General features: G+C 63.1%; 16 protein-coding genes and 1 tRNA gene. 10 read left to right on the top strand and 7 right to left on the bottom strand.

Going from position 1 to position 19,568, the window contains the following annotated elements; all coding sequences use genetic code 11:
- Position 1: 1 nt before the first annotated feature.
- The 3 genes from QZY01_RS05030 to QZY01_RS05020 all read left to right on the top strand — a co-directional run bounded on the left by QZY01_RS05030 (position 2) and on the right by QZY01_RS05020 (position 2,753).
- A complete protein-coding gene (locus QZY01_RS05030) occupies positions 2-760 on the top strand; it encodes a glutamine amidotransferase (protein ID WP_294534157.1) in 759 nt (252 codons plus the stop codon).
- Between the two features lie 396 nt (positions 761-1,156).
- A complete protein-coding gene (locus QZY01_RS05025; protein WP_294534154.1) occupies positions 1,157-2,572 on the top strand; it encodes a radical SAM protein in 1,416 nt (471 codons plus the stop codon).
- Between the two features lie 10 nt (positions 2,573-2,582).
- The gene (locus QZY01_RS05020) at positions 2,583-2,753 is read left to right on the top strand and encodes a hypothetical protein (protein ID WP_294534152.1); all 171 of its coding nucleotides are present in this window, start codon (positions 2,583-2,585) and stop codon (positions 2,751-2,753) included.
- Positions 2,754-2,833: 80 nt separating this feature from the next.
- Here the strand turns inward: QZY01_RS05020 and thpR are convergent, their stop codons facing one another.
- Together thpR and QZY01_RS05010 are read right to left on the bottom strand one after the other, a co-directional pair.
- Positions 2,834-3,382 (bottom strand): RNA 2',3'-cyclic phosphodiesterase, encoded by a 549-nt coding sequence (gene thpR / locus QZY01_RS05015; RefSeq protein WP_294534149.1) that lies wholly within the window; start codon positions 3,380-3,382, stop codon positions 2,834-2,836.
- 12 nt (positions 3,383-3,394) lie between these two features.
- A complete protein-coding gene (locus tag QZY01_RS05010) occupies positions 3,395-4,021 on the bottom strand; it encodes an arylesterase (RefSeq protein WP_294534146.1) in 627 nt (208 codons plus the stop codon).
- Positions 4,022-4,116: 95 nt separating this feature from the next.
- Here QZY01_RS05010 and QZY01_RS05005 point away from each other — a divergent pair, with 95 nt between their 5' ends.
- The 3 genes from QZY01_RS05005 to QZY01_RS04995 all read left to right on the top strand — a co-directional run bounded on the left by QZY01_RS05005 (position 4,117) and on the right by QZY01_RS04995 (position 8,375).
- Entirely contained in the window at positions 4,117-4,827 is a 711-nt protein-coding gene (locus QZY01_RS05005; RefSeq protein ID WP_294534144.1) for an ABC transporter ATP-binding protein, read from the top strand.
- Entirely contained in the window at positions 4,814-7,429 is a 2,616-nt protein-coding gene (locus QZY01_RS05000; protein WP_294534141.1) for an FtsX-like permease family protein, read from the top strand. Before QZY01_RS05005 ends, QZY01_RS05000 begins: the two co-directional genes overlap by 14 nt.
- A gap of 169 nt (positions 7,430-7,598) precedes the next feature.
- Positions 7,599-8,375 (top strand): Bax inhibitor-1/YccA family protein, encoded by a 777-nt coding sequence (locus QZY01_RS04995; protein ID WP_294534139.1) that lies wholly within the window; start codon positions 7,599-7,601, stop codon positions 8,373-8,375.
- A gap of 87 nt (positions 8,376-8,462) precedes the next feature.
- Here the strand turns inward: QZY01_RS04995 and polA are convergent, their stop codons facing one another.
- Positions 8,463-11,432: a DNA polymerase I gene (gene polA / locus QZY01_RS04990; protein WP_294534136.1), complete on the bottom strand. Its 2,970-nt coding sequence runs from the start codon at positions 11,430-11,432 to the stop codon at positions 8,463-8,465.
- A 197-nt stretch (positions 11,433-11,629) separates the two neighbouring features.
- Here polA and QZY01_RS04985 point away from each other — a divergent pair.
- From QZY01_RS04985 to QZY01_RS04970, 4 genes are all read left to right on the top strand, one after another.
- Positions 11,630-11,706 (top strand) — tRNA-Arg (locus QZY01_RS04985).
- 326 nt (positions 11,707-12,032) lie between these two features.
- Positions 12,033-12,284, top strand: a complete 252-nt coding sequence (locus tag QZY01_RS04980) for a type II toxin-antitoxin system VapB family antitoxin (protein WP_294534133.1) — start codon at positions 12,033-12,035, stop codon at positions 12,282-12,284.
- Positions 12,281-12,676 (top strand): type II toxin-antitoxin system VapC family toxin, encoded by a 396-nt coding sequence (locus tag QZY01_RS04975; protein WP_294534130.1) that lies wholly within the window; start codon positions 12,281-12,283, stop codon positions 12,674-12,676. Before QZY01_RS04980 ends, QZY01_RS04975 begins: the two co-directional genes overlap by 4 nt.
- Positions 12,677-12,937: 261 nt before the next feature.
- The gene (locus tag QZY01_RS04970; protein WP_294534128.1) at positions 12,938-14,194 is read left to right on the top strand and encodes a glycosyltransferase family 61 protein; all 1,257 of its coding nucleotides are present in this window, start codon (positions 12,938-12,940) and stop codon (positions 14,192-14,194) included.
- A gap of 31 nt (positions 14,195-14,225) precedes the next feature.
- On the opposite strand, the gene QZY01_RS04965 is transcribed toward QZY01_RS04970, so the two are convergent.
- The 4 genes from QZY01_RS04965 to QZY01_RS04950 form a co-directional block, all read right to left on the bottom strand.
- A complete protein-coding gene (locus tag QZY01_RS04965) occupies positions 14,226-15,101 on the bottom strand; it encodes an FkbM family methyltransferase (protein WP_294534124.1) in 876 nt (291 codons plus the stop codon).
- A gap of 153 nt (positions 15,102-15,254) precedes the next feature.
- Positions 15,255-17,621, bottom strand: coding sequence for a glycosyltransferase (locus QZY01_RS04960; protein WP_294534121.1), 2,367 nt, complete (start codon positions 17,619-17,621; stop codon positions 15,255-15,257).
- A complete protein-coding gene (locus QZY01_RS04955; RefSeq protein WP_294534119.1) occupies positions 17,614-18,573 on the bottom strand; it encodes a glycosyltransferase in 960 nt (319 codons plus the stop codon). The genes QZY01_RS04960 and QZY01_RS04955 overlap by 8 nt, the downstream gene beginning before the upstream one ends.
- On the bottom strand, positions 18,570-19,514 hold the full coding sequence (locus QZY01_RS04950) for a hypothetical protein (protein WP_294534116.1): 945 nt from the start codon (positions 19,512-19,514) through the stop codon (positions 18,570-18,572). Before QZY01_RS04950 ends, QZY01_RS04955 begins: the two co-directional genes overlap by 4 nt.
- Positions 19,515-19,568: the final 54 nt, after the last annotated feature.

Below are 19,568 nucleotides of genomic sequence, written 5' to 3'. Positions count from 1 at the left end.
CATGGGTTTTGCCTCCGATACTTTCCCGCCGCGCCGCAAACCCGTGCTGATCGTGCTGCATGGCGAGGATTCGACTCCGGGCCGCATCGGCCGCCTGCTGGGCGAATTGGGCGCGCCGCTCGACCTGCGCCGTCCCTGTCTCGGCGAGCCGCTGCCCAAGAACATGAGCGGCCATTCCGGCGCGGTGTTTTTCGGCGGCGCGATGAGCGTCAACGACGAGGCCGACTGGCTCCGGCGCGAGATCGACTGGATCGGCGCGCCGCTGCGCGAGAACAAGCCGTTTCTCGGCATCTGCCTCGGCGCGCAATTGCTCGCCCGCCATCTTGGCCACAAGGTCGCCGGCCATCCCGAAGGACGCGTCGAAGTCGGCTACTACCCGATCCACCCGACGAAGGCCGGCCACGACCTGTGCGAACACCCGTTTCCCACCCGCGTCTATCAATGGCACCGCGAGGGTTTCGACCGTCCCAATGGGGCGCAACTGCTCGCCGAGGGCGAGGATTTCGAGGCGCAGGCGATACGGGTCGGCGACAAGGCCTTTGGCCTGCAATTCCATCCCGACGTGACTTACGCCATGATGTGCAAATGGACGGTGACGTCGCTGGAGCGGATGAACGATCCGGGCGCGCAGGCGCGGCAGCGCCATCTCGAAGGCTGGTTCCAGCATGACGGCGCGGTGGCGCGCTGGACCTCGGCCTTCCTGCGCCACTGGCTAGGCCCGGAAGACGTCGAAGGGCCGGGTCTGGCTCCAGCGGAGTGACGCGGGTCCGAACGAAAGGGAAGTTTGGGCGGTTCCGGGTCGATGATGGGAAACGGCGGATTGCGGACGGCCCCGAACGCACCAGGCAAGTTCGGAATCGCGCCAAAAAAACTTTCGTTCGTCGGGCGATCGGCGCTGCCATGCGTCGAAAAACCGCATTGCCGATGATGGCCGATGCGAGCAATATGTTCTCCTGCAAGTTCGATGTTCCAAATTCGACGTTCAGAGCGTTTTCAAGCGAAGTAGAATCCGGTCCGGTTGAATTCAAATCCGCGTTAGCGAATAAAACGTAGAAAAACTAAAAACGAGAGCGGCGATCAGATTTCGTCGGATCGAAAAAGGCTCTGGGCTGGCGGGTCAACCAAACTCGTCAAAACGACTTGGAGAAATCTGCTGATGCAGGTTCTTTCATTCTCGGTCGGCGGTCAGTCCTTTCTCTACTCGGCTTGGACGAACCGGATTTGTCGGGTGAACGCCGAGTTGTGCGCAAGATTCTCCGCAGAGGATGCTTCAGACGAGACGCTCTCGCTGGCGAGGCATCTAGGACTGCTTCCTCCGCACGGACACCAGATTGAAATCCTGCCCAATACCATGATCGACAGCATGGTGGATTCACTCGAGCAACAAGGACCGACGGTTCTAGTTCTTGGAATCACCGAAGCCTGCAACTTTCGTTGCAAATATTGCGCGTATTCCGGCGCATATTCTGACGAGCGCGCTCATGGAAACATCAATATGTCGCCGCACATCGCATCCAAAGCGATAGATTGGTACCTCTCATTCCCGCGAGCGCAATATCAAATTGGATTCTACGGCGGCGAACCGATGCTTGCCTACGAATTGATTCAAGGCGTCGTCCTCGAAGCCCGACGCCGCCAAACAACCTGCACAAAATTGACCTTCACCATGACAACAAACGGATCATTATTTGACGATTCGAAGATCAACTTTCTTGCAGACAATGACTTTCAGTTGTTCGTGAGCCTCGATGGGCCTCAGTCGATTCACGATCGATACAGACAAACCGTTAAAGGCAGGCCTACATTTAATGCCGTGTGGCAAAGCGTGAAGCGTTTTCGTGAGCAACGCCCAGACTATTTCGATAGAAATGTAAATTTCTCGATTACGCTTGCTCCACCTTGCGACATCCAGGCGATCGAACAGTTTCTCATTGAGAACCGGGAGATTTTTGGAGAAAAGGTCCCGAAGATCGGCGTTCTCAACAGCGGGTCGTCCCATGTGATGGAAGCGCTCGGCGTTCCGTCGGACGAGGAGCGTATCGACATGCAACCTCTGCGCGACGACTATTTCGAAGCGATTACAGAGGGAAAGCTTCCGACTGGATTGGCGCGCGCCTGTATCGAAGGCGCTGTGGCCCGTGTTCACAACCGATCGATGGGGCCTGCGACCCGGATTACCACTTCTGCGGGTCAATGCGCACCGGGGGCGCGCTGCATGGTGGCTCCAGACGGACGATACCATATGTGTGAGCACGGCAATCAACGTCGCCCGATCGGTTCCGTGGAATCGGGATGGGACACAGACAGGATAAGATCGATGCTTAGGGAATTCGGAGACTTTGTCCAGACGCGCTGCCGAGATTGCTGGGCGGTGAGACTCTGTACGAAGTGCTTCGCAAATCTTTCAGAAGGCGACGCGCTTTCTGGAAGCCGTTTTGCAGCCGTATGCGCTGCACGGCGGCGTAGCCTGAAAGAGGACCTGATATACTACTGCCGTGCAAGACTAAAAAGTAACGGCTGTTTCGACATTCTGACAAGACCAGGCAAGGCTTTGCAGGGCAGCAAACCATGAGGAGATAACCATGTGTGCTTCGGAAAAGACATGCGAGGAAAAGACCCCTTTCGACTTCGACTCCTCGATGATTGAAGAAGTGTTCCCTGGCGCTGGCTCAATCGCAGAAATCAATATTAGTTGTTCGGACGAATGTGTCGGCGGCACAGCCAATACAGCTGCGATGCAGGCGACGCAATGAAATAAAGTAAATTTGGTGTGCGGGCGAATACTTGCACACCATTTTAATAATGGAAGTTGATCCAGGTCGACGTAAACGCGTCACGCAAACGGATAGACCGCCTCGATATGATAAGGCCCGCCGCCGACCGAATCGCGCGCCGAATAAAGCGCGAATCGCGGCGCGTCGAACGACAGCGCCAGCGGAAAGGCCCGGTTCGACAGCCAGTATCCGACCATCTGAGGTTCGACGCCGCGCAGCCGCGCCAGCGTGACATGGGGCGTGAATTTGCGGGTTTCCGGCGCCAGCCCGTTGCGCCGGGCGATGGCCTCATGCGTCGCGTGGAGCCGCGACAGGGCCGCGCAGGGCTTGATCCGAGCGATCAGCGCGCGCGGCTGCTGGCCGCCGAACACGCCGATTTCAACAAGGTCGAGACGAAGCGTCGTCGCGCCTGAAGGCAGGTCGTTGGCAGCGAACAGATCGTCGTCGAGCGCCTGCGCGGTGCGCCCGTCGATGTCGCCGAAAAACCGCAGCGTGACATGGTAGTCCTCCGGCTCGATCCAGCGCGCGCCGCTCAGGCCCCCGCGAAAAAACGCCAGCCGCGCCGCTATTTCCGGCGGGATCTCCAAGGCGGTGAACAGGCGGGGCACCTTCTACTTTCCTCATTTTTTCTGAACGCGTTCGAGCCAGGCCGTCACCTCGGGCAGGATGCCGGCGACGATGATCGCCACGCCTTCGCGATTCGGGTGCATGCCGTCGGGCAATTGGCGCTCGGGGCGCCCGGCGACGCCGTCGAGGAAGAACGGATAAAAGGCCGCGTCGTATTTTTTCGCCAGATCGGGATAGATCGCGTCGAATTTGGCCGCATATTCCGGCCCGAGATTGGGCGCGGCGCGCATTCCCGCCAGAAACGCCGGGATGTTGCGGCTCCGCAGCCGCGCCAGAATGGCCTCGATGTTTTGCCGCGTCAGCGCGGGGTCGGTTCCGCGCAGCATGTCATTGGCGCCGATTTCGACGAGGACGCCGTCGCATTCGCCGCCCAAAGCCCAGTCGAGCCGCTCCAGCGCGCCGCTCGACGTGTCGCCGGAAACCCCGGCGTTGGCGATCTCGACGTCAAAACCCCTGGCCTGCAAGGCCCGCTGCAATTGCGCCGGAAAGGCGGCGTCGGCGGGCAGCAAATAGCCGGCGGTCAGGCTGTCGCCGAGCGCGACGAGGCGCAACGGACGCGCAGGGGCCGGCGCCGCGATCCCGAGCAGCAGCGCGAGGGCGAGCAAAAAAGTTGGACGCAAAAAAGTTGGACGAACGGGGCTTTGGCGCCCATATGCGCTTCTCGCCCGCCTTTCGCGTATCAAATTCATCGCCACCATCGTCTGAAAGTCCCTTCATGCCCGATCCGGCCATAAAAGTTGAAAATGTCAATCTGACTTTGGGAAGCGGCGAGGCCAAGGCGCATATTCTGAAAAATATCTCCCTCGACATCGCCAGGGGCGAGACGGTCGCCTTGCTCGGCCCGTCGGGTTCGGGCAAATCGACGCTGCTGATGACCATGGCCGGACTGGAGGCGCCGGATTCCGGCTCGGTGCGCGTCGATGGGCGCAGGCTGGAGGATTTTTCCGAGGACGAACTGGCGCGGTTTCGCGGCGCCCATATCGGCGTGGTGTTTCAGGCTTTTCATCTGATCCAGACTTTGACTGCGCTCGAAAACGTCGCCATTCCGCTTGAACTGGCCGGCGCCCCCGACGCCTTTTCGCGCGCGCGGGAAGCTCTGAAACAGGTGGGGCTTGAGGGGCGCTTGCGCCACTACCCGGCGCAAATGTCGGGCGGCGAGCAGCAGCGCGTCGCGCTGGCGCGGGCGCTGGCGCCAAGACCCTCAATTCTCGTCGCCGACGAGCCGACCGGCAATCTCGACCAGGCGGTCGGAGCGGAAATCGTCGAGTTGATCTTCGCCCTCCATCGCGCCACCGGCGCCACGCTGGTCCTCGTCACCCATGACGAGACGCTGGCCGGGCGCTGCGGGCGGATCGTGCGCTTGCGTAATGGCGCCATCGACTCCGATCGGGCGGCGGTGACGGGGCTCGCGCATGTCCCAGCTTGAATGGACCGGCGTCAAGGCGCCCCGGCTCGAAACGCCTTCGCGCGGCGGGGCGGCTTCCTGGGCGGTTTTCCGCTTCGCCCTGCGCGATCTGCGCGGCGGCTTGCGTTTCTACGGCGTCTTCATCGCCTGTCTTGTGCTCGGCGTGACCGCGCTGGTCGGCGTCGCCGCGACCTCGCGGGCGTTGCGCGATGGGCTCGCGCAACAGGGCGCCGTTCTGATCGGCGGCGATGTGTCCTTCAGCCGCGCGCAAGGGCCGCCCGGCGCCGGGGAACTGGCCTTTCTCCAAGCGCGCGGGACTTTGAGCAAAATCGTCACGCTGCGCGCCATGGCGCGCAAGGACGGCGCGCAGCAGGCGAGTTTGGTCGAGATCAAGGCCATCGACGCCGGCTGGCCGCTGGTCGGCGCCGCGCGCATCGAGCCCGATGTGGCCGGGGGGCGGAACCTTGTCGCTGTTCTGGGCGAAAAGGACGGCGCTTTCGGCCTTGTCGCCGACCGCGCCGTGGCGACGCGGCTCGGGGTCGAACCCGGCGACCGGCTGGCGATCGGCGCCGCGCAATTCATTCTCAAGGGCTGGCTGGAACAAGAACCGGATTCGTTCGGCGGCGCCGGTTTCGGGCCGCGCGTGACGATGAGCGAGGCGGGGCTCGCCGCAACCGGGCTGATCCTGCCGGGATCGCTCGCCCGAACCTCGCTGCGCCTCAAGCTGCCGGGCGAAAAATCCTCCGACGCCGATGTCGCCGCCGTTCAGCGCGATTTTGCCGCCGCCTTTCCCGATAGCGGTTTCGAGGTCCGCGACCGGGGCAATCCGTCGCCGCAGCTGTCGCGCAATATCGAGCGTTTCGCGCAATTTCTGACGCTTATCGGCCTGACCGCGCTGGTTTGCGGCGGCGTCGGCGTCGGCAACGCCATTCGCGGCCTGATCGACAGGAAAAGAAAGACGCTGGCGATTCTGAAGGCGCTCGGCGCGAGCGGCGCGGACGCCGCGCGTTTCGTGCTGATTCAGGCCATGCTGGTCGCCGTCTTCTCCTCGCTTGTCGGCGTCCTGCTCGGGCTGGCCCTGCCGCATCTGCTGGTCGCGCTCATGGGCGGCGCGCTGCCGTTTCAGGTCGAGCCGCATGTCCATCCGCGCGACGGGCTGTCCGGGCTGGTTTTCGGGCTTTTGACGGCTTTCGCCTTCGCCGCCGCGCCGCTCGACCGCGCGCGCCTGATGCCGGCGACAACGCTGTTGCGCGAATCGGCGATGCAGGAAGCCGGCGCGCCGCAATGGCGAGGCCGCATCGTCGCCGGACTTTCGGCCTGCGCGCTGTTCGCCTTCGCCTTGCTGATCGGCGACGACCGCCGGCTGACGGCGCAATTCGGTTCGGCGGTGATCGTCAGTTTCGCTTTGCTCTATGGGGTGGCGCGGGGAATCATGTTTTTGGCGCGCCGCGCGCCGCATTCGCGTCTGCTGCCGTTGCGGCTGGCGGTCGCCAATCTGCACCGTCCCGGCGCTCTGACGCCTTCCTTCCTGATCTCGCTCGGCCTTGGCCTTACCCTGTTGACGGCGCTGGTCGGCGTCGAACGCAATCTGCGCGGCGAAATCGGCGTGTCGCTGCCAAAAGACTCGCCGAGTTTTTTCTTTCTCGACGTGCAAAGCGCGCAGGCCGAGGCGTTTCAAGCGTTCTTGCGCGCCGAGGCGCCCGAGGGCGCCTTAAGCGTCGCGCCGATGCTGCGCGGCAGAATCGTCCGGGTCAATGGCGTGGCTTCGGAACAGGTCAAGCCGACCGACAAGGCGCGCTGGGCGCTCGAAGGCGACCGGGGCATTACCTTTGCGGCGAAAATTCCTGCCGGCTCGCAGTTGCTTGCGGGCGAATGGTGGCCGGAGGATCATGCCGGGCCGCCGCTCGTCTCGATGGAGGCGGAGGTGGCGCAAGGGTTGGGGCTCAAGGTCGGCGACACGATTTCGGTCAATGTGCTCGGGCGCGGCCTCACCGCCAAAATCGCCAATCTGCGCAAGGTCAACTGGCGCAATTTCGGCATAAATTTCGTGATGGTTTTTTCGCCCGACGCCTTCGCCGGCGCGCCCTTCACCCGACTGATGACACTGACCTTCGCGCAAAAGCCCGACATTTCGCGCGAGGCGGCGCTGCTGGCCGAATCGGCGCGGCGATTCCCGGCGGTGGCCGGCGTTTCGATGCGCGAGACGCTGGCGACGCTCGACGATCTCCTGGGCAAATTGTCGCTGGCCATCCGCAGCGCCGCGTCGCTGGCCTTCATCGTCTCGGCCCTGGTGTTGGCCGGCGCGCTGGCGGCGGGCCAGCGGGCGCGCATCTATGAGGCGGTCGTGCTGAAAGTGCTGGGGGCGACGCGGCCCCGCCTGCTCGCGGCGCTGGCGCTCGAATTCGCGCTGCTCGGCGCGGCGACCGCCGCTTTCGGCCTGCTGGCGGGCGAGACCATCGCTTACCTCGTCTCGACCCGCGCGCTCGACATGGCCTACCAGTTCGCGCCGCTTCAGGCGGCGGGTCTGGCGCTGGCGGCGGTGGTTTTCGCGATTCTCATCGGCCTCGCCGGAACCTGGCGGATTCTGGGCGAAAAGCCGGCGCGCTGGCTGCGCGAGGCGTGAGCTTCGGGATGAGAACTTTGAAAGGATAACGAAAATGTAATCCGCCGGAGGCCTGTTCAGGCCGAGGACCGGCTTGTGTTTTGGCGGCTTCGTCGTCATATTCGGCTCTGCGGCGACGGCTCGGATATTCCGGGGCGGTTTCGCCGACGGTATTTTACACGAGGCACCTATGTCCAACTTTGACCGCAACGCCGCTCCCTGGAGCCGGGGCTATACCCGGACGGGCGCCGATGTAGATCAAGGTCTGCGCGCGTTCATGCTCGGCGTCTATAACCATATGACGATCGGTCTGGCCCTCACCGGCCTGTTCGCGCTCGGAGTCAACATGCTGGCCGTTTCCGGCCTGCCGACCCAGCATCAGCTTGGTTCGCACACCTATCTGACCGAGTTCGGCGCCGCGATCTATCTCAGCCCGCTGCGCTGGCTGATCATGTTCGCGCCGCTCGCCTTCGTGCTGTTCTTCTCGTTCAAGATCAACAGCATGGCGGCGTCCACCGCTCGCACCCTGTTCTATGCCTTCGCGGCGGTGATGGGTCTGTCGCTGTCGTCCGTCCTGCTGGTCTATACCGGAACCTCGGTGGCGCGCGCGTTCTTCATCACCTCGGCGACGTTTGGCGCGTTGAGCCTCTATGGCTACACGACCAAGCGCAGTCTCGCGGCGATGGGTTCGTTCCTGATCATGGGCCTGTTCGGCATCATCATCGCCAGCGTCGTCAACCTGTTCATGCAAAGTTCGGCGTTACAGTTCGGCCTGTCGATCCTGAGTGTGCTGATCTTCGCCGGCCTGACCGCCTGGGACACCCAGCAGATCAAGGAGATGTATCTCGAGTCGGATCATTCCGAGACCGCGCTGAAGAAGTCGATCAATGGCGCCTTGATGCTCTACCTCGACTTCATCAACATCTTCATGTCGCTGTTGCAGCTTACGGGTCAGCGCAACGACTGACGATCTGGACGATCCTTCCTCGGGAGGGGGCGTCACCGCAAAGACGGGGTTGAAAAACCCCAAAAACCCCGCCGCAAGCGGGGTTTTTTAATGCGCCTCGTCCCAATTGTCCGCCGCCCGCGCCTCGACCAGCAGCGGAACGCTCAAACTGACCGCCGGAAGCGCCGCCTGCTCCATCACTTTTCGCACGCAAACCAGCGTGTCCGCGATCTCCGCCTCCGGCGCCTCGAACACCAGTTCGTCATGGACCTGCAACAGCATTTGCGCGCTCAAATGCGCGGCGGCGAGCGCGTCGTCCATGCGGATCATGGCGCGGCGGATGATGTCGGCGGCGGCTCCCTGGATCGGCGCATTGATCGCCGCGCGCTCGTTGAAGGCGCGTTCCGATGGGTTGCTGGAGCCGATCTTCGGATAATGGCATTTGCGGCCGAACAGGGTGGTGACGAAGCCCTGTTCGCGGCATAGCTTCTTGGTCGCGTCCATATAGGCGCGGATGCCGGGAAAACGCTCGAAATAGAGTTTGATATAGGCCCCCGCCTCCTCGCGCGAAATGCCGAGCTGGTTGGCGAGGCCGAAGGCCGAAATGCCATAGACGATGCCGAAATTGATCGCCTTGGCGCGGCGGCGCACATCGCCCGGCATCCCCTCCACCGGCACGCCAAAGATTTCCGAAGCGGTGATGGCGTGAATGTCCTTGCCCTCGGCAAAGGCCTGTTTGAGTTGGGGAATGTCGGCGATATGGGCCAGCAGCCGCAATTCGATCTGCGAATAATCGGCGGAAATCAGCTTCTTGCCGGGCGCGGCGACAAAGGCGCGGCGCAATTTGCGCCCGGCTTCGTTGCGCACAGGGATGTTTTGCAGATTGGGCTCGGAAGACGACAGCCGCCCGGTCGAGGTCGCGGCCATCGAATAGGAGGTGTGAACCCGCCCCGTCGCCGGGTTGATGAAGCGCGGCAGCGCCTCTGCATAGGTCGAGCGCAATTTCTGCACCTGCCGCCAATCGAGAATCCGCGCCGCCAGTTCATTGCCGCCTTCCGCCAACTCGTCGAGAACGCTGGCCGAAGTGGACCAGGCGCCGGTCGCGGTCTTCTTGCCGCCGGGCAGGCCGAACTTGCCGAACAATATATCGCCCAATTGCTTCGGCGAGCCGAGATTGAAACTTTCGCCGGCCAGCGCCTGCACTTCCGCCTCCAGCCGCGCCATATCCTGAGCAAATTCGCCCGACAGCCGCGACAGCAGCGCCCGGTCGACGCAAATGCCGCGCCGTTCCATGCGCGCCAGAACCACGGCCAGCGGGCGCTCCAGCGTCTCGTAAACCGTACACATGCTCTCGGCGACAAGGCGCGGCTGCAAACAATTCCAGAGCCGCAGCGTGACATCGGCGTCCTCGGCGGAATATTCGACCGCCTTGTCCACCGCGACGCGCGCGAAGCCAATAAAACTCTTGCCCTGGCCGGCGACCTCGCTGAAGGGAATCGGCCGGTGTTCGAGCACTTTTAAAGACAGCTCGTCCATGCCATGGCCGTTGCGCCCGGCGTCGAGCGTATAGGAGGCGAGCATGGTGTCCTCGACCGGCCCGACCTCGACGCCGTGCTGGGCGAGCACCAGCCAGTCATATTTGACGTTTTGCGCAACCTTGATCACCGAGGGCGCGGTGAGCAGCGGCTTGAGCGCCTCAAGGACCGGACGCAGCGGAAGCTGGCCCGGCGACAATTCGCCGCCGCCAAACAGGTCGTCCGCGCCGGGCGCCTTGTGGCCGAACGGAATATAGCCGGCGCGATTGGGCGCGAGCGCCAGCGACAGGCCGATCAGATTGGCCTGCATCGGATCGAGCGAGTCGGTCTCGGTGTCGAAACAGACGAAGCCAGAGTCGAACGCATCCGCGATCCAGGCGGCCAGTTTCTCCATACGATCGATGCAGACATATTGGCTGCGGTCTACCGGCGTTTTCGGCGCGGCGTCGTTGCGCTGTTTCGCCAGTTCGGCAGGCGTGAGCGTGTCGGTCGGCGCATCGGGCGCGAGGGGCGCCGCCTCCGGTTCGTCCCGCGCCAAAACTTCGCCATTGCGTCCGCGCCAGCCATTGGGGCCTTTGAGCGCCGAATCGGGTTCGACCTCGGCGGCGTCAACCTCGAATATTTCCGCGACGCGGCGGGTCAGGGTGGTGAATTCCATCGCCTTCAGAAAAGCCACCAGCGTCTTGCCGTCCGGCTCGCGCAGGCGCAGATCGTCGAGCGGCGTAACGACCTTCACGTCATCGACCAGTTGCACCAGTTTTTTCGACAACAGCACCTTGGCGACCACGGCGGGATCGCACAGGGTTTCGCGGCGCTTGTTCTGCTTGATCTCGCCAGCGCGGGCGAGCAGCGTGTCGAGATCGCCATATTCGCCGATCAATTGCGCTGCGGTCTTGACGCCAATGCCCGGCGCGCCGGGGACATTATCGGTGGAATCGCCGGCCAGAGCCTGAATATCGACGACTTTTTCCGGCGGCGCGCCGAAATAGGCGATGACTTCCTCGCGGCCGATGCGCCGCTCCTCGCGCTCGCCGGAAGCGGGATCGTACATCGAGATTCCCGGCTGGACGAGCTGCATCAGATCCTTGTCGGCGGAAATGATGGTGACGTCGGCGCCGGCGCGCGCCGCCTGCCGGGCGTAAGTGGCGATCAGGTCGTCGGCCTCGTAGACGTCCTGCTCGACCGGCTCCAGCCCGAAGGCGCGCACCGCCTCGCGAAACAGCGGGAATTGCGGCACGAGATCGTCGGGCGGGTCGGAGCGATTGGCCTTGTATTCGGGGTAGATTTCTTTCCGGAAGGAATTTTCGCTCTTGTCGAAAATGATCGCGAGATGGCTCGGCTTGACGCCGGCGGCGCCGTCGCGGACGAATTGCAGCAGCTTGGCGCAGAACAGCCGCACGGCGCCGGTGGGCAGCCGGTCGGCGCGGTAATTATATTTCTGGTCCTGGCGGATCGACTGGAAATAGGCGCGAAAGATGAAGTTCGAGCCATCGACGAGAAAGATATGATCGCCGGAGGCGAGGGGGTGGGGAGCGTCTGTCATGCGCAACCGATTTCGAGGGCGGGGCCGCCCACGAGCGGCGTCGCCCTTGTTATAGCATTTTTCCGCGACGGCTGCTCGCCGCAGCAGGGATATCGCAAGCATGAGGAGTGCCCGGCGTTTACTGCGGACGCTGAGCCCGGAAGCTGGCGCAAATCCATTTGCCGATCCGGCGCGCATCGGCTAAACAGGTTTTTGTTGCACCCGTAGCTCAGCTGGATAGAGCGCTGCCCTCCGAAGGCAGAGGCCAGGGGTTCGAATCCCTTCGGGTGCGCCATTAGAATCAATGGGCTATCGATTTTCTTGGACTAAACTCGTCTAATATTCGTCAAATAGAACGCGCGTGTGCGGCCCTGCACGCGCAGGGATGCGCGCGGAAAGATGATGCGCGGTCTCGATCCTCGTCGGGTTCAGACGGGGTTGCGCGCGTTCGCCGATGGTGGCGCGTTTGACGGGGCGCCGCGACCTTGCGGACCTCGCCGCTCAACCCATGCATGAGTCAATCGCAGCGATACGGCACGGCGGCTTTCTCGCCCTTGGCGCGCTCCATTCTCTGAGGTAGAATGGTAGAAAATTAGAACTATTTATAGAATGAGATTGGCGATGAGTCTCAACATCAAGGACCCGGAAGCGCACCGGCTGGCGCAGGCCATCTCCCGCGCCACGGGCAAAAGCATGACCAGCGTCGTCACCGAAGCTTTGCGCGAACGCTACGCCAGAATCGAGCATCAAAAGGGCAAGGCAAGTGTGGAAGAATTGCTGGCGATCGCCGATCGGGCCGCCGCACATTTAAAGCGCCACCCCTATCCCGATCATGCCGACCTCCTCTATGACGAGAACGGCTTGCCGAAATGATCCTCGATACCTCGGCGGCGGTCGCAATCCTTTACCGGGAGCCTGAAGCGGCAAGCTTCGCGCAGATCGTCCACGATGCCGATGTTTGCCGCATGAGCTTGGCAAGCTACGTCGAATTGTCCATCGTTATCGAAAACCAGCTCGGCCCGGAGGGGATGCGACAGGCGGAAGCCTTCTTCCGGCGCGCGGGCATCGTCATCGAGCCGGTGACGATCGCTCATGGCGAACTGGCGCGTCAGGCGTTTCTCGATTTCGGGAAGGGCCGCCACAAGGCGGGGCTGAATTTCGGCGATTGCTTTTCCTACGCCCTGGCCAAGGCTACCGGCGAACCGCTGCTGTTCAAAGGCGACGATTTTAGCCAAACCGACATCGAAAGGGCGGGCGGGCGATAAAGAACGGACGGTTTCCCAACTTTTGTAATGCCAGTCGCCTCTTAAGGCATGAAGCCATCTCGTAACCGTTCAAAAACGATACGACCGCGCGGCCGGACAAATCCGCCTTCATGCTTAAGAGGGTTTCGCTTTCCCCTGGTTGGAGCCGATGACGACCTGGGCGTAAACTGGCGCGCTCGCGCAAAACACCAGCCCTTGTTCAACCGCATGGCGGGCGCCACATCGACCCCGTTTTGCCGAGCCGATCCCAGGGAGCCCGGAATGGCTGAATCCAGCGAAATGCGACATTCGGCCGACGCCTACCGTTCCTGGCTGCAACAGCAAGCGGCTGCGACCGACCTGCCGCGTATCAGGGAAAGTCTGACGTGGTGGCTGTCCTGCTGCCTCACCGGCCATGGCCGGTTGAACGCGGACGATCTTCGGGTCGTGGTCGGCGACGCTGCGGCGGACTTGGGAGAACGGGCGATCGCGATTCCCCAGGCCGCCTTTCCGCCGTCGACAACAGCGGTCGGCTGGCGTTTGACGGATCACCCGATGATCGGGGCCGACATTGGCGGCGCCGTGCTGTTCGGCAACGGACTGGCGCTGCTTGAAGGCCGCCTGTACGCGGATTGCTTTCGCAGCTGTCCGGCGGCGTGGATCGACATCGGCTGGTTTGCCTATCCGGAAACCATCGGGTTTTGCGACTTCGACATCTCGAATCGTTCCTGCACCCTTCGCGATTACAAGCGCTGGCCGGTTCGCGCCTGCAATCCCGATGACGCCTATTTCTTTTTCAATTCCAATTACGGCGCCGAAAATTTCGGTCATTTCCTGCACGACACCCTCGCGCAGCTTGTCGCCTACGATCATTTCAGCGTTCTGCGCGGGCGACGCCTGAAGCCGATTCTGAGCGCGCGGCTCAAATATCCGATGCAGCGCTATCTGTTCGAGCGGCTGATCGGGCCGCTGGACAACGCCCTCTACCTCGAAGACGGGCCGGTTCGCCCCGCCGCGTGTTTCTCGGCGACCAACGCCATGTATCAGGTCGAGGAAGGCTTATTGTCGCTCTCGGCGATGCGCACCTTGCGTCATCGGCTTGGCGGATTGCGGGGCGTCGGAACGGGAAAAGGGAAAACCGGCCGGAAGCTGTTCATATCGCGCGCCGACGCATCGAACAGATTCGACCGCAGTTTCGACAATGACGACGAGGTCGAGGCGCTGTTCGTGAAATCCGGCTTCGAGCCGGTGGTCACCTCCGGACTCGATCCGGCTGAAACCATCGAAAAATTTGCCGAATGCTCGGTCATCGCGGGGGTGCACGGGGCCGGGCTGCTCAACGGGCTGTTTTCGCAACGACAGGTTCGGCTTGTCGAATTGATCGATTATCCCGGCAGCTGGACCAGCATTCATATGGTCTATTCCGCGTGCGGGCTGCAGGCAAAACGCATTCCCTCCCTCGCGCCGACGCCGGAGAGCGGCGGGCTCGCCTGGTTCGATCTGGCGACGATCGAAAAAGCGTTGTCGGAGATCGGCTGAACAGTCGAGACCTGCTGCGGCGCGGCGCCGATCAGACCGCCGAGCGCAGCAGGGAAAGCCATGCCTCGCCGTGGTGGGAGGTCATGTAATCGGGCGCGTCGCGAACCGCGATGACACAATCCGTCCATTCGGGAAGGACGGGCCTGCTCTCGACCTCGCTCCAGAAAAACGCGATGACGTCGAGCAAATGGCGGTTGCGGGCGCCCGCCTCCTTGGGCAGGCCGATGAACTCGAAGGCGATATCGTCGAAATCCCAGATTTCCCTGGTCAGTTCGCGACCGTGCAGATCGTAGATGGCGTAGTCTATTTCCGCGAAAAAACGGAAAAATTCTTCCGCCGTGTAGGCGTGGCATTTCGACGCCCAGGCGCGGCTGTTTTCGAAGACAATCGGCGGCCTGTCCCGGCGCAGCGTCGCGACGCCGCCGCGTATCGCCAGAAAATCGGCGCCCTCCAGATCGAGCTTGATGAAGGCGATGCGCCTTGCCCCGACGATCCGGTCGAGCGTCACCGATTTCACCAGGATGGTTCTCGTGCCGGGATCCGATGCGTCGAACGCATGATGAATATGGCTGAGCGCCGGGTTTGCTTCGTCGATGACGAAGGGCAGCATCGCTTGCCTGTCGCTCAGGGCCAGCCGATGCAGTTCGACCGACAATTGCGCGACATTGCTCGACAACGACTCGAACACCTCCGGATTGGGCTCGAAAGCCACCAGCAGGCCGCCGGGTCCGACCTTTCGGGCGAGCGCATAGGCGTGCAGTCCGGCATTGGCGCCGCCATCGACGACGATATCGCCGGGTTTGACGATCTGGTTGTAGAGCACAGCGACGAGGATCTCGAACTGGGAGCCATAGTCCCGGCGCGCGGCCTGCAGGGTCAGAAACGAGGTCGAATTACAATCACTCATTACAAAGCCTTTTTTATCCTCTGCGGCGCGGCGACGCTCCGCGAGGACCGATTCTTGCGGCGCCCCCCTGCTACCATAACGTGTTCGGCGAGGCGCCGAAAGCGCAGGAAAGCGCAGCCGATGAAACCGTCACCGCCGGCGCGCGCGAGGCGGTCAGGGCAGAGCCGGCTTCACGCTTTGGCCCGACTCGCCGAAAGCCGCCGGTCTCACCACAGCCTGGCGGTGTCCTTCGGTTGCGGCGTCCTTGCCGCCGGTCAGGCCGGTCCGCGTCAGAAGCCGCCACAGAACCGTCCATCCCGCATCCGAGCCGAATCTTTCCGCCTTTTCTTTCGACGCTTCGGCGCGCAGCATGCGAAGAAAGCCGTCGTCGGCGGCGCAACGGGCGACCGTCGTGAACAGCCGGGCCGCCGAGGTCGGATAGAGCGGCGCCGGGAAAGCATGAAGGCCCAGCGCGAGCGCGCCACGCTGGAAGGCGAGGCGCGGAATGTCGAGGCGCAGCGCCGCCTCGCAGATCGCGGCGGCGAGGCTGTTGAATTCCGTCAGATCGACGACGAGACGCAAATGGGCGAAACCGGCGAGAGGATCGTCGATGGCGGGCGGCGCGCAGCCGAGCAGGGCCGAGGCGGTCGCCGGGTCGAAAGGATCGACAACCACGGCGTCAAGCCCGAGTCTCTCGCCAAGACGCATGAGTTCGCGCGCCAGCGGGTCCGCGCCGCGCGCCAGCACGAGCATCGCTCCCGGATGGTTCCTGGCCGGAACGCGGCGCTGAAGGCTTTCGAATGTTCCCGTGCGCAGAAACGGCGCGTGGACGACCTGTTCGATTCCTTCCTTGCCCTCCCAGAGCATGATCGCCCTGGGACTGGCGCCGATGGCGACGATCTTGACGAAAGGCCGCAACGCCTCGATCAGCGCATCGGGGTCCGCGCCGGTCATTTCGATGGCGTCATGGCGCAGGAAGACCTGCCGCAGGCCAAAGGACGCGAACCGGCGCTGTCGCGAACCGCCGGCCGAAAGGTCGAAGGCGCTGGCCATCAGATAAAGGCGCTCGAAGCCGCGCGCCGCGATAAGGTCGTAAAGTTCTATCGGCGTCCAGGATTCCGGCGCCTTTTCGCCCAGCGCAGCGATCAGCGCCGGATCGGCGAAAACCCGGCTTGCGAGACCGAACCTTTGCAGAATGTCGAATTCGGTATTTCTGGTCGCAGTTCCGGTCACATAGACGGCCAGACCCGCCGTGAACCTCAGATAATCGAGCGTCGCGCGCAGATGGTCGTGCAGCAGCGAGGCCGGGTCGAAGGCCTCCATCGGCGCGACGACGCAGATGGTTTTGGCGAGCCGCGCGAAAAGCTGCCGGCGGGTGGCTTCCAGAGCCTGCGAAACGTCGGCGCGGATTTCGTCGGACAGGTTTTGCGAACGCGCCGCGAGGCTTTGCAGCGGCGCGGGATCGAACGCGAGCCTTGCCAGTTCGACCGCCATTTCCCTGAAGCCGGCCAAGAGGTGCAGCGGTTCAATGGTCGGATAGCCTTCCATGGCGTGGGCGTGGGCGATCAGCGGCGCGCCGGAGGCGAGGGCTTCGGAAACCTTGATTTTCAGGCCGGTGCTGAATTGCATCGGCGCGATCGCGACATCGATGGCGCGATAGAAGTCTGCGACTTCCGCGACGCGCCCGAGGATTTCGATATTGGGATGGACCCAGTCCCTGAAATCGTCGGAGCAGCCGCCGGCGATGACGATTTTGACCGGCGCCATGTAGTCGTGCAGCACCGGCAGCGCCACTTTCAGGAAATCCTCGAGGTTGCGGCGATTGACATTGTTGCGCGCCCCGATCACCCCGGCGCGCAGGAAGCCGTCGGTCGAGGGCGGGCCGCGCCACCAGTCCATCGAGGGCTCGGCATGGAGCATGGTCAGGCAATTGGGCAGCTTGAGCTCTTGCTCGAAATAGGCTTTTTCGGACGGCTTGATCGCCCAGACGAGATCGGCGCGCGCCAATCCGCGCGCTTCGCCCTCCTTCGTCGTGTGGAAGAACTCGGGCGCCACGCCATTGGCCGCCAAAAGGCTCCGGCGACCGCCGAACACGTCATGCGTGTCGCAGATCCTGAAGACGTTTTTTGGCAGGGCGTCGAAGCAGAAGCTCATCCAGGTGTAGTTGACGATCGCCATGTCATAGGTTCGCACCCGGCAGGCCCAGCCGAGGAAATGCTCAAGGCCGGGATCGGACCATTCGTCGATGTCATGATCCTCGCCGGCGGAATCGTCATGCAAAGAGCGCGTTGGCGCAACAAGATGGTAGCTGTCCCAGGCCGCCCGCATCTCGGCCTCGTGCCTGACCGGCCAGACGTGGCGCCAGTCGTGTTCGGCGGGATAATGGACGAAATGAATGCGTGCGCCCCCGCGTTTGAGCGCCGCGCAGATCTCGTAGATTCGCTTGCGATTGCCGTGGTCCTGCGGATGCGTCGGCGTCGGCGAGACGACCAGAATGTCGAAACCGCGCCAGGTCTGCGGGTCTCCGGCGGAGTCAGGCAAGCTCGACTCCCTCGAATCCGGCCAGAGCCAAGGTCGTCAGCATATAGACCGCGCCGGTCTGCCAGCGGAACAGGTCCGGGTCGTCGGTCTCGAAGAGCAACCCGCGAATCGTGCGTTCATGCGGCGGCATGGCGTTGAAATAGCGGACAAGATCGGGCCATTGCCGGCTCGCCTCGGCGGTGCGGCGGTCGGGGTCCATCATGAAATCGGAAAAGGCCTGCCAGGCGGCGCGCTTGCGAAACCAGGTCTTGGTCAGCCGCCGCCGGTCGACCAGATGATTGACGCGGGCGTCGGGCGCATAGACCAGTTTGCCGCCCGCGGCGCGGATGGTTTCGACCAGCTGGACCTCCTCGTTGCTGAGCAGGGAGGAGCCGGAGCCGATACGTCCCAGGTTCCTCGAAAAGCCGCCGTTTTGCAGGATGGCCTCGACCCGCAGCGCGATATTGGTGCCGGCGACCCATTCCTCCGGGGCCGCGATGCGCGCTTCGCCGCCCCAATCGACGACCGACAGATTGCCGAGCATCGAATCGTGAAGCCACGCGGGCCGCGGCGCTTGCCAGATCGGATCGACCCTGCCGCCAACGATCATGGTCGCGGGTCCGAAAATTTCGAAGGCCCGCAGAATTTCTTCCGCCCAGTTCGGCGCGGCGACGGCGTCGTCGTCGATGAAGGCGATGACCGGCGCCTTGCTCAAACCCGCCGCCACATTGCGCGCGTTCGACAGGCCCGGCGTCCGTTCGACGACATAGCGCAGATTTTCAAACGTTTCGAAGGCTTGCCCGAAAGCCTCCGCCTTGGCGAAATCGGGCGAATTATCGACGATCAGAATTTCATAACGATCTTTCGTCAGCGTCTGCCTTGCGAGGCTCTCCACCGCCCTGGGCAGGAGATCGTAACGCTGGTAGGTGCAGATGCACGCACAGATCCGGGGCTTCGCCGAGACCAAAGTCACCCTCCCTCTTTCCTGACCTGGAGACGACCGGCGGAAAACACGATGTTCTGCGAAATCGGCTTGTCGGCCTCTCTTTCGAGCGCTTCCTCGCCCATCCCCGCGCCCTGCGCGACAGCGCCGGCCAGAACTTGCCCGGTCGCCGCGATCTGGATCGCGGACAGGCTCGGCGCCGGTCCGGATTCGACGGGCGGCAAGGGCGAAATCGATGGCGGAGTCGTCGTGTCGCTTTTGGCTGAATCGCCGGAGTCGACCGCCCGGGCCGTCGCCCCGGCGGAAAACCTCGGCTCGGCGGTCGCCGGCGACGGCGCCTGCTTGTCCGCCGTCAAGCGGTAAAAAGTCAGGCCGAGCAGACGGCGATCGGCATAACCGAGCGATTCCGGGGAAGCCATTTCCGGGCAGACGAAAGTCAACAGGGTGCCGCCCCGATCCTTGCGGGGGGGCAGGACGCCGCTTGCCTGATAGCGACCCCGGGCGCCTTCCAGCGACAGTTCGACGTTTTCGCCATCGACGCGACATTGCAGACGGTCGATGGGCGCCTCGGCAAAAAACTGCCCGAACGTGAGGTCGAAATAGCAAGGCTCCTGCCGGTTGACGAAAAGCTGGAACGAGAATTGCCGATCCGGCCCCGACCAGCGAAACGGCAATCCGTCCATGTCGTGCTCGAGTTCGTAAAATCCCAGCGCGCCGAGAAACGAATCGGCTGCGTCGATTGCGATTTTGTCCGGATAGGGAGCGGCGAACTCCGGCTCCTGCGACGCGGCGATGCGGTCGGACAGCGCCAGCAGCGATTCCATGGCGCTCAGACGCGCCTGCAACAGTGCATTGGCCTCGTCCAGACGCAACAATTCCCGGGCGATCGACTGAAGCAGCGCGTCGGACGAACTCCGGTCGAAACGTTGCAGAATGGACTCCGCGTCGAGACCCGAACCCTCGCTATTCATCGTCTGCCCTTGTCGCCGTTGGCCCATTATCCTTGCGTCTCAATGGCCATGTCC

Origin of the sequence: uncultured Rhodoblastus sp., assembly GCF_903903185.1 — a bacterium.
In the GTDB taxonomy this organism is placed as follows: Bacteria; Pseudomonadota; Alphaproteobacteria; order Rhizobiales; family Beijerinckiaceae; genus Rhodoblastus.
This window is presented reverse-complemented; position numbering and strand designations above follow the sequence as displayed.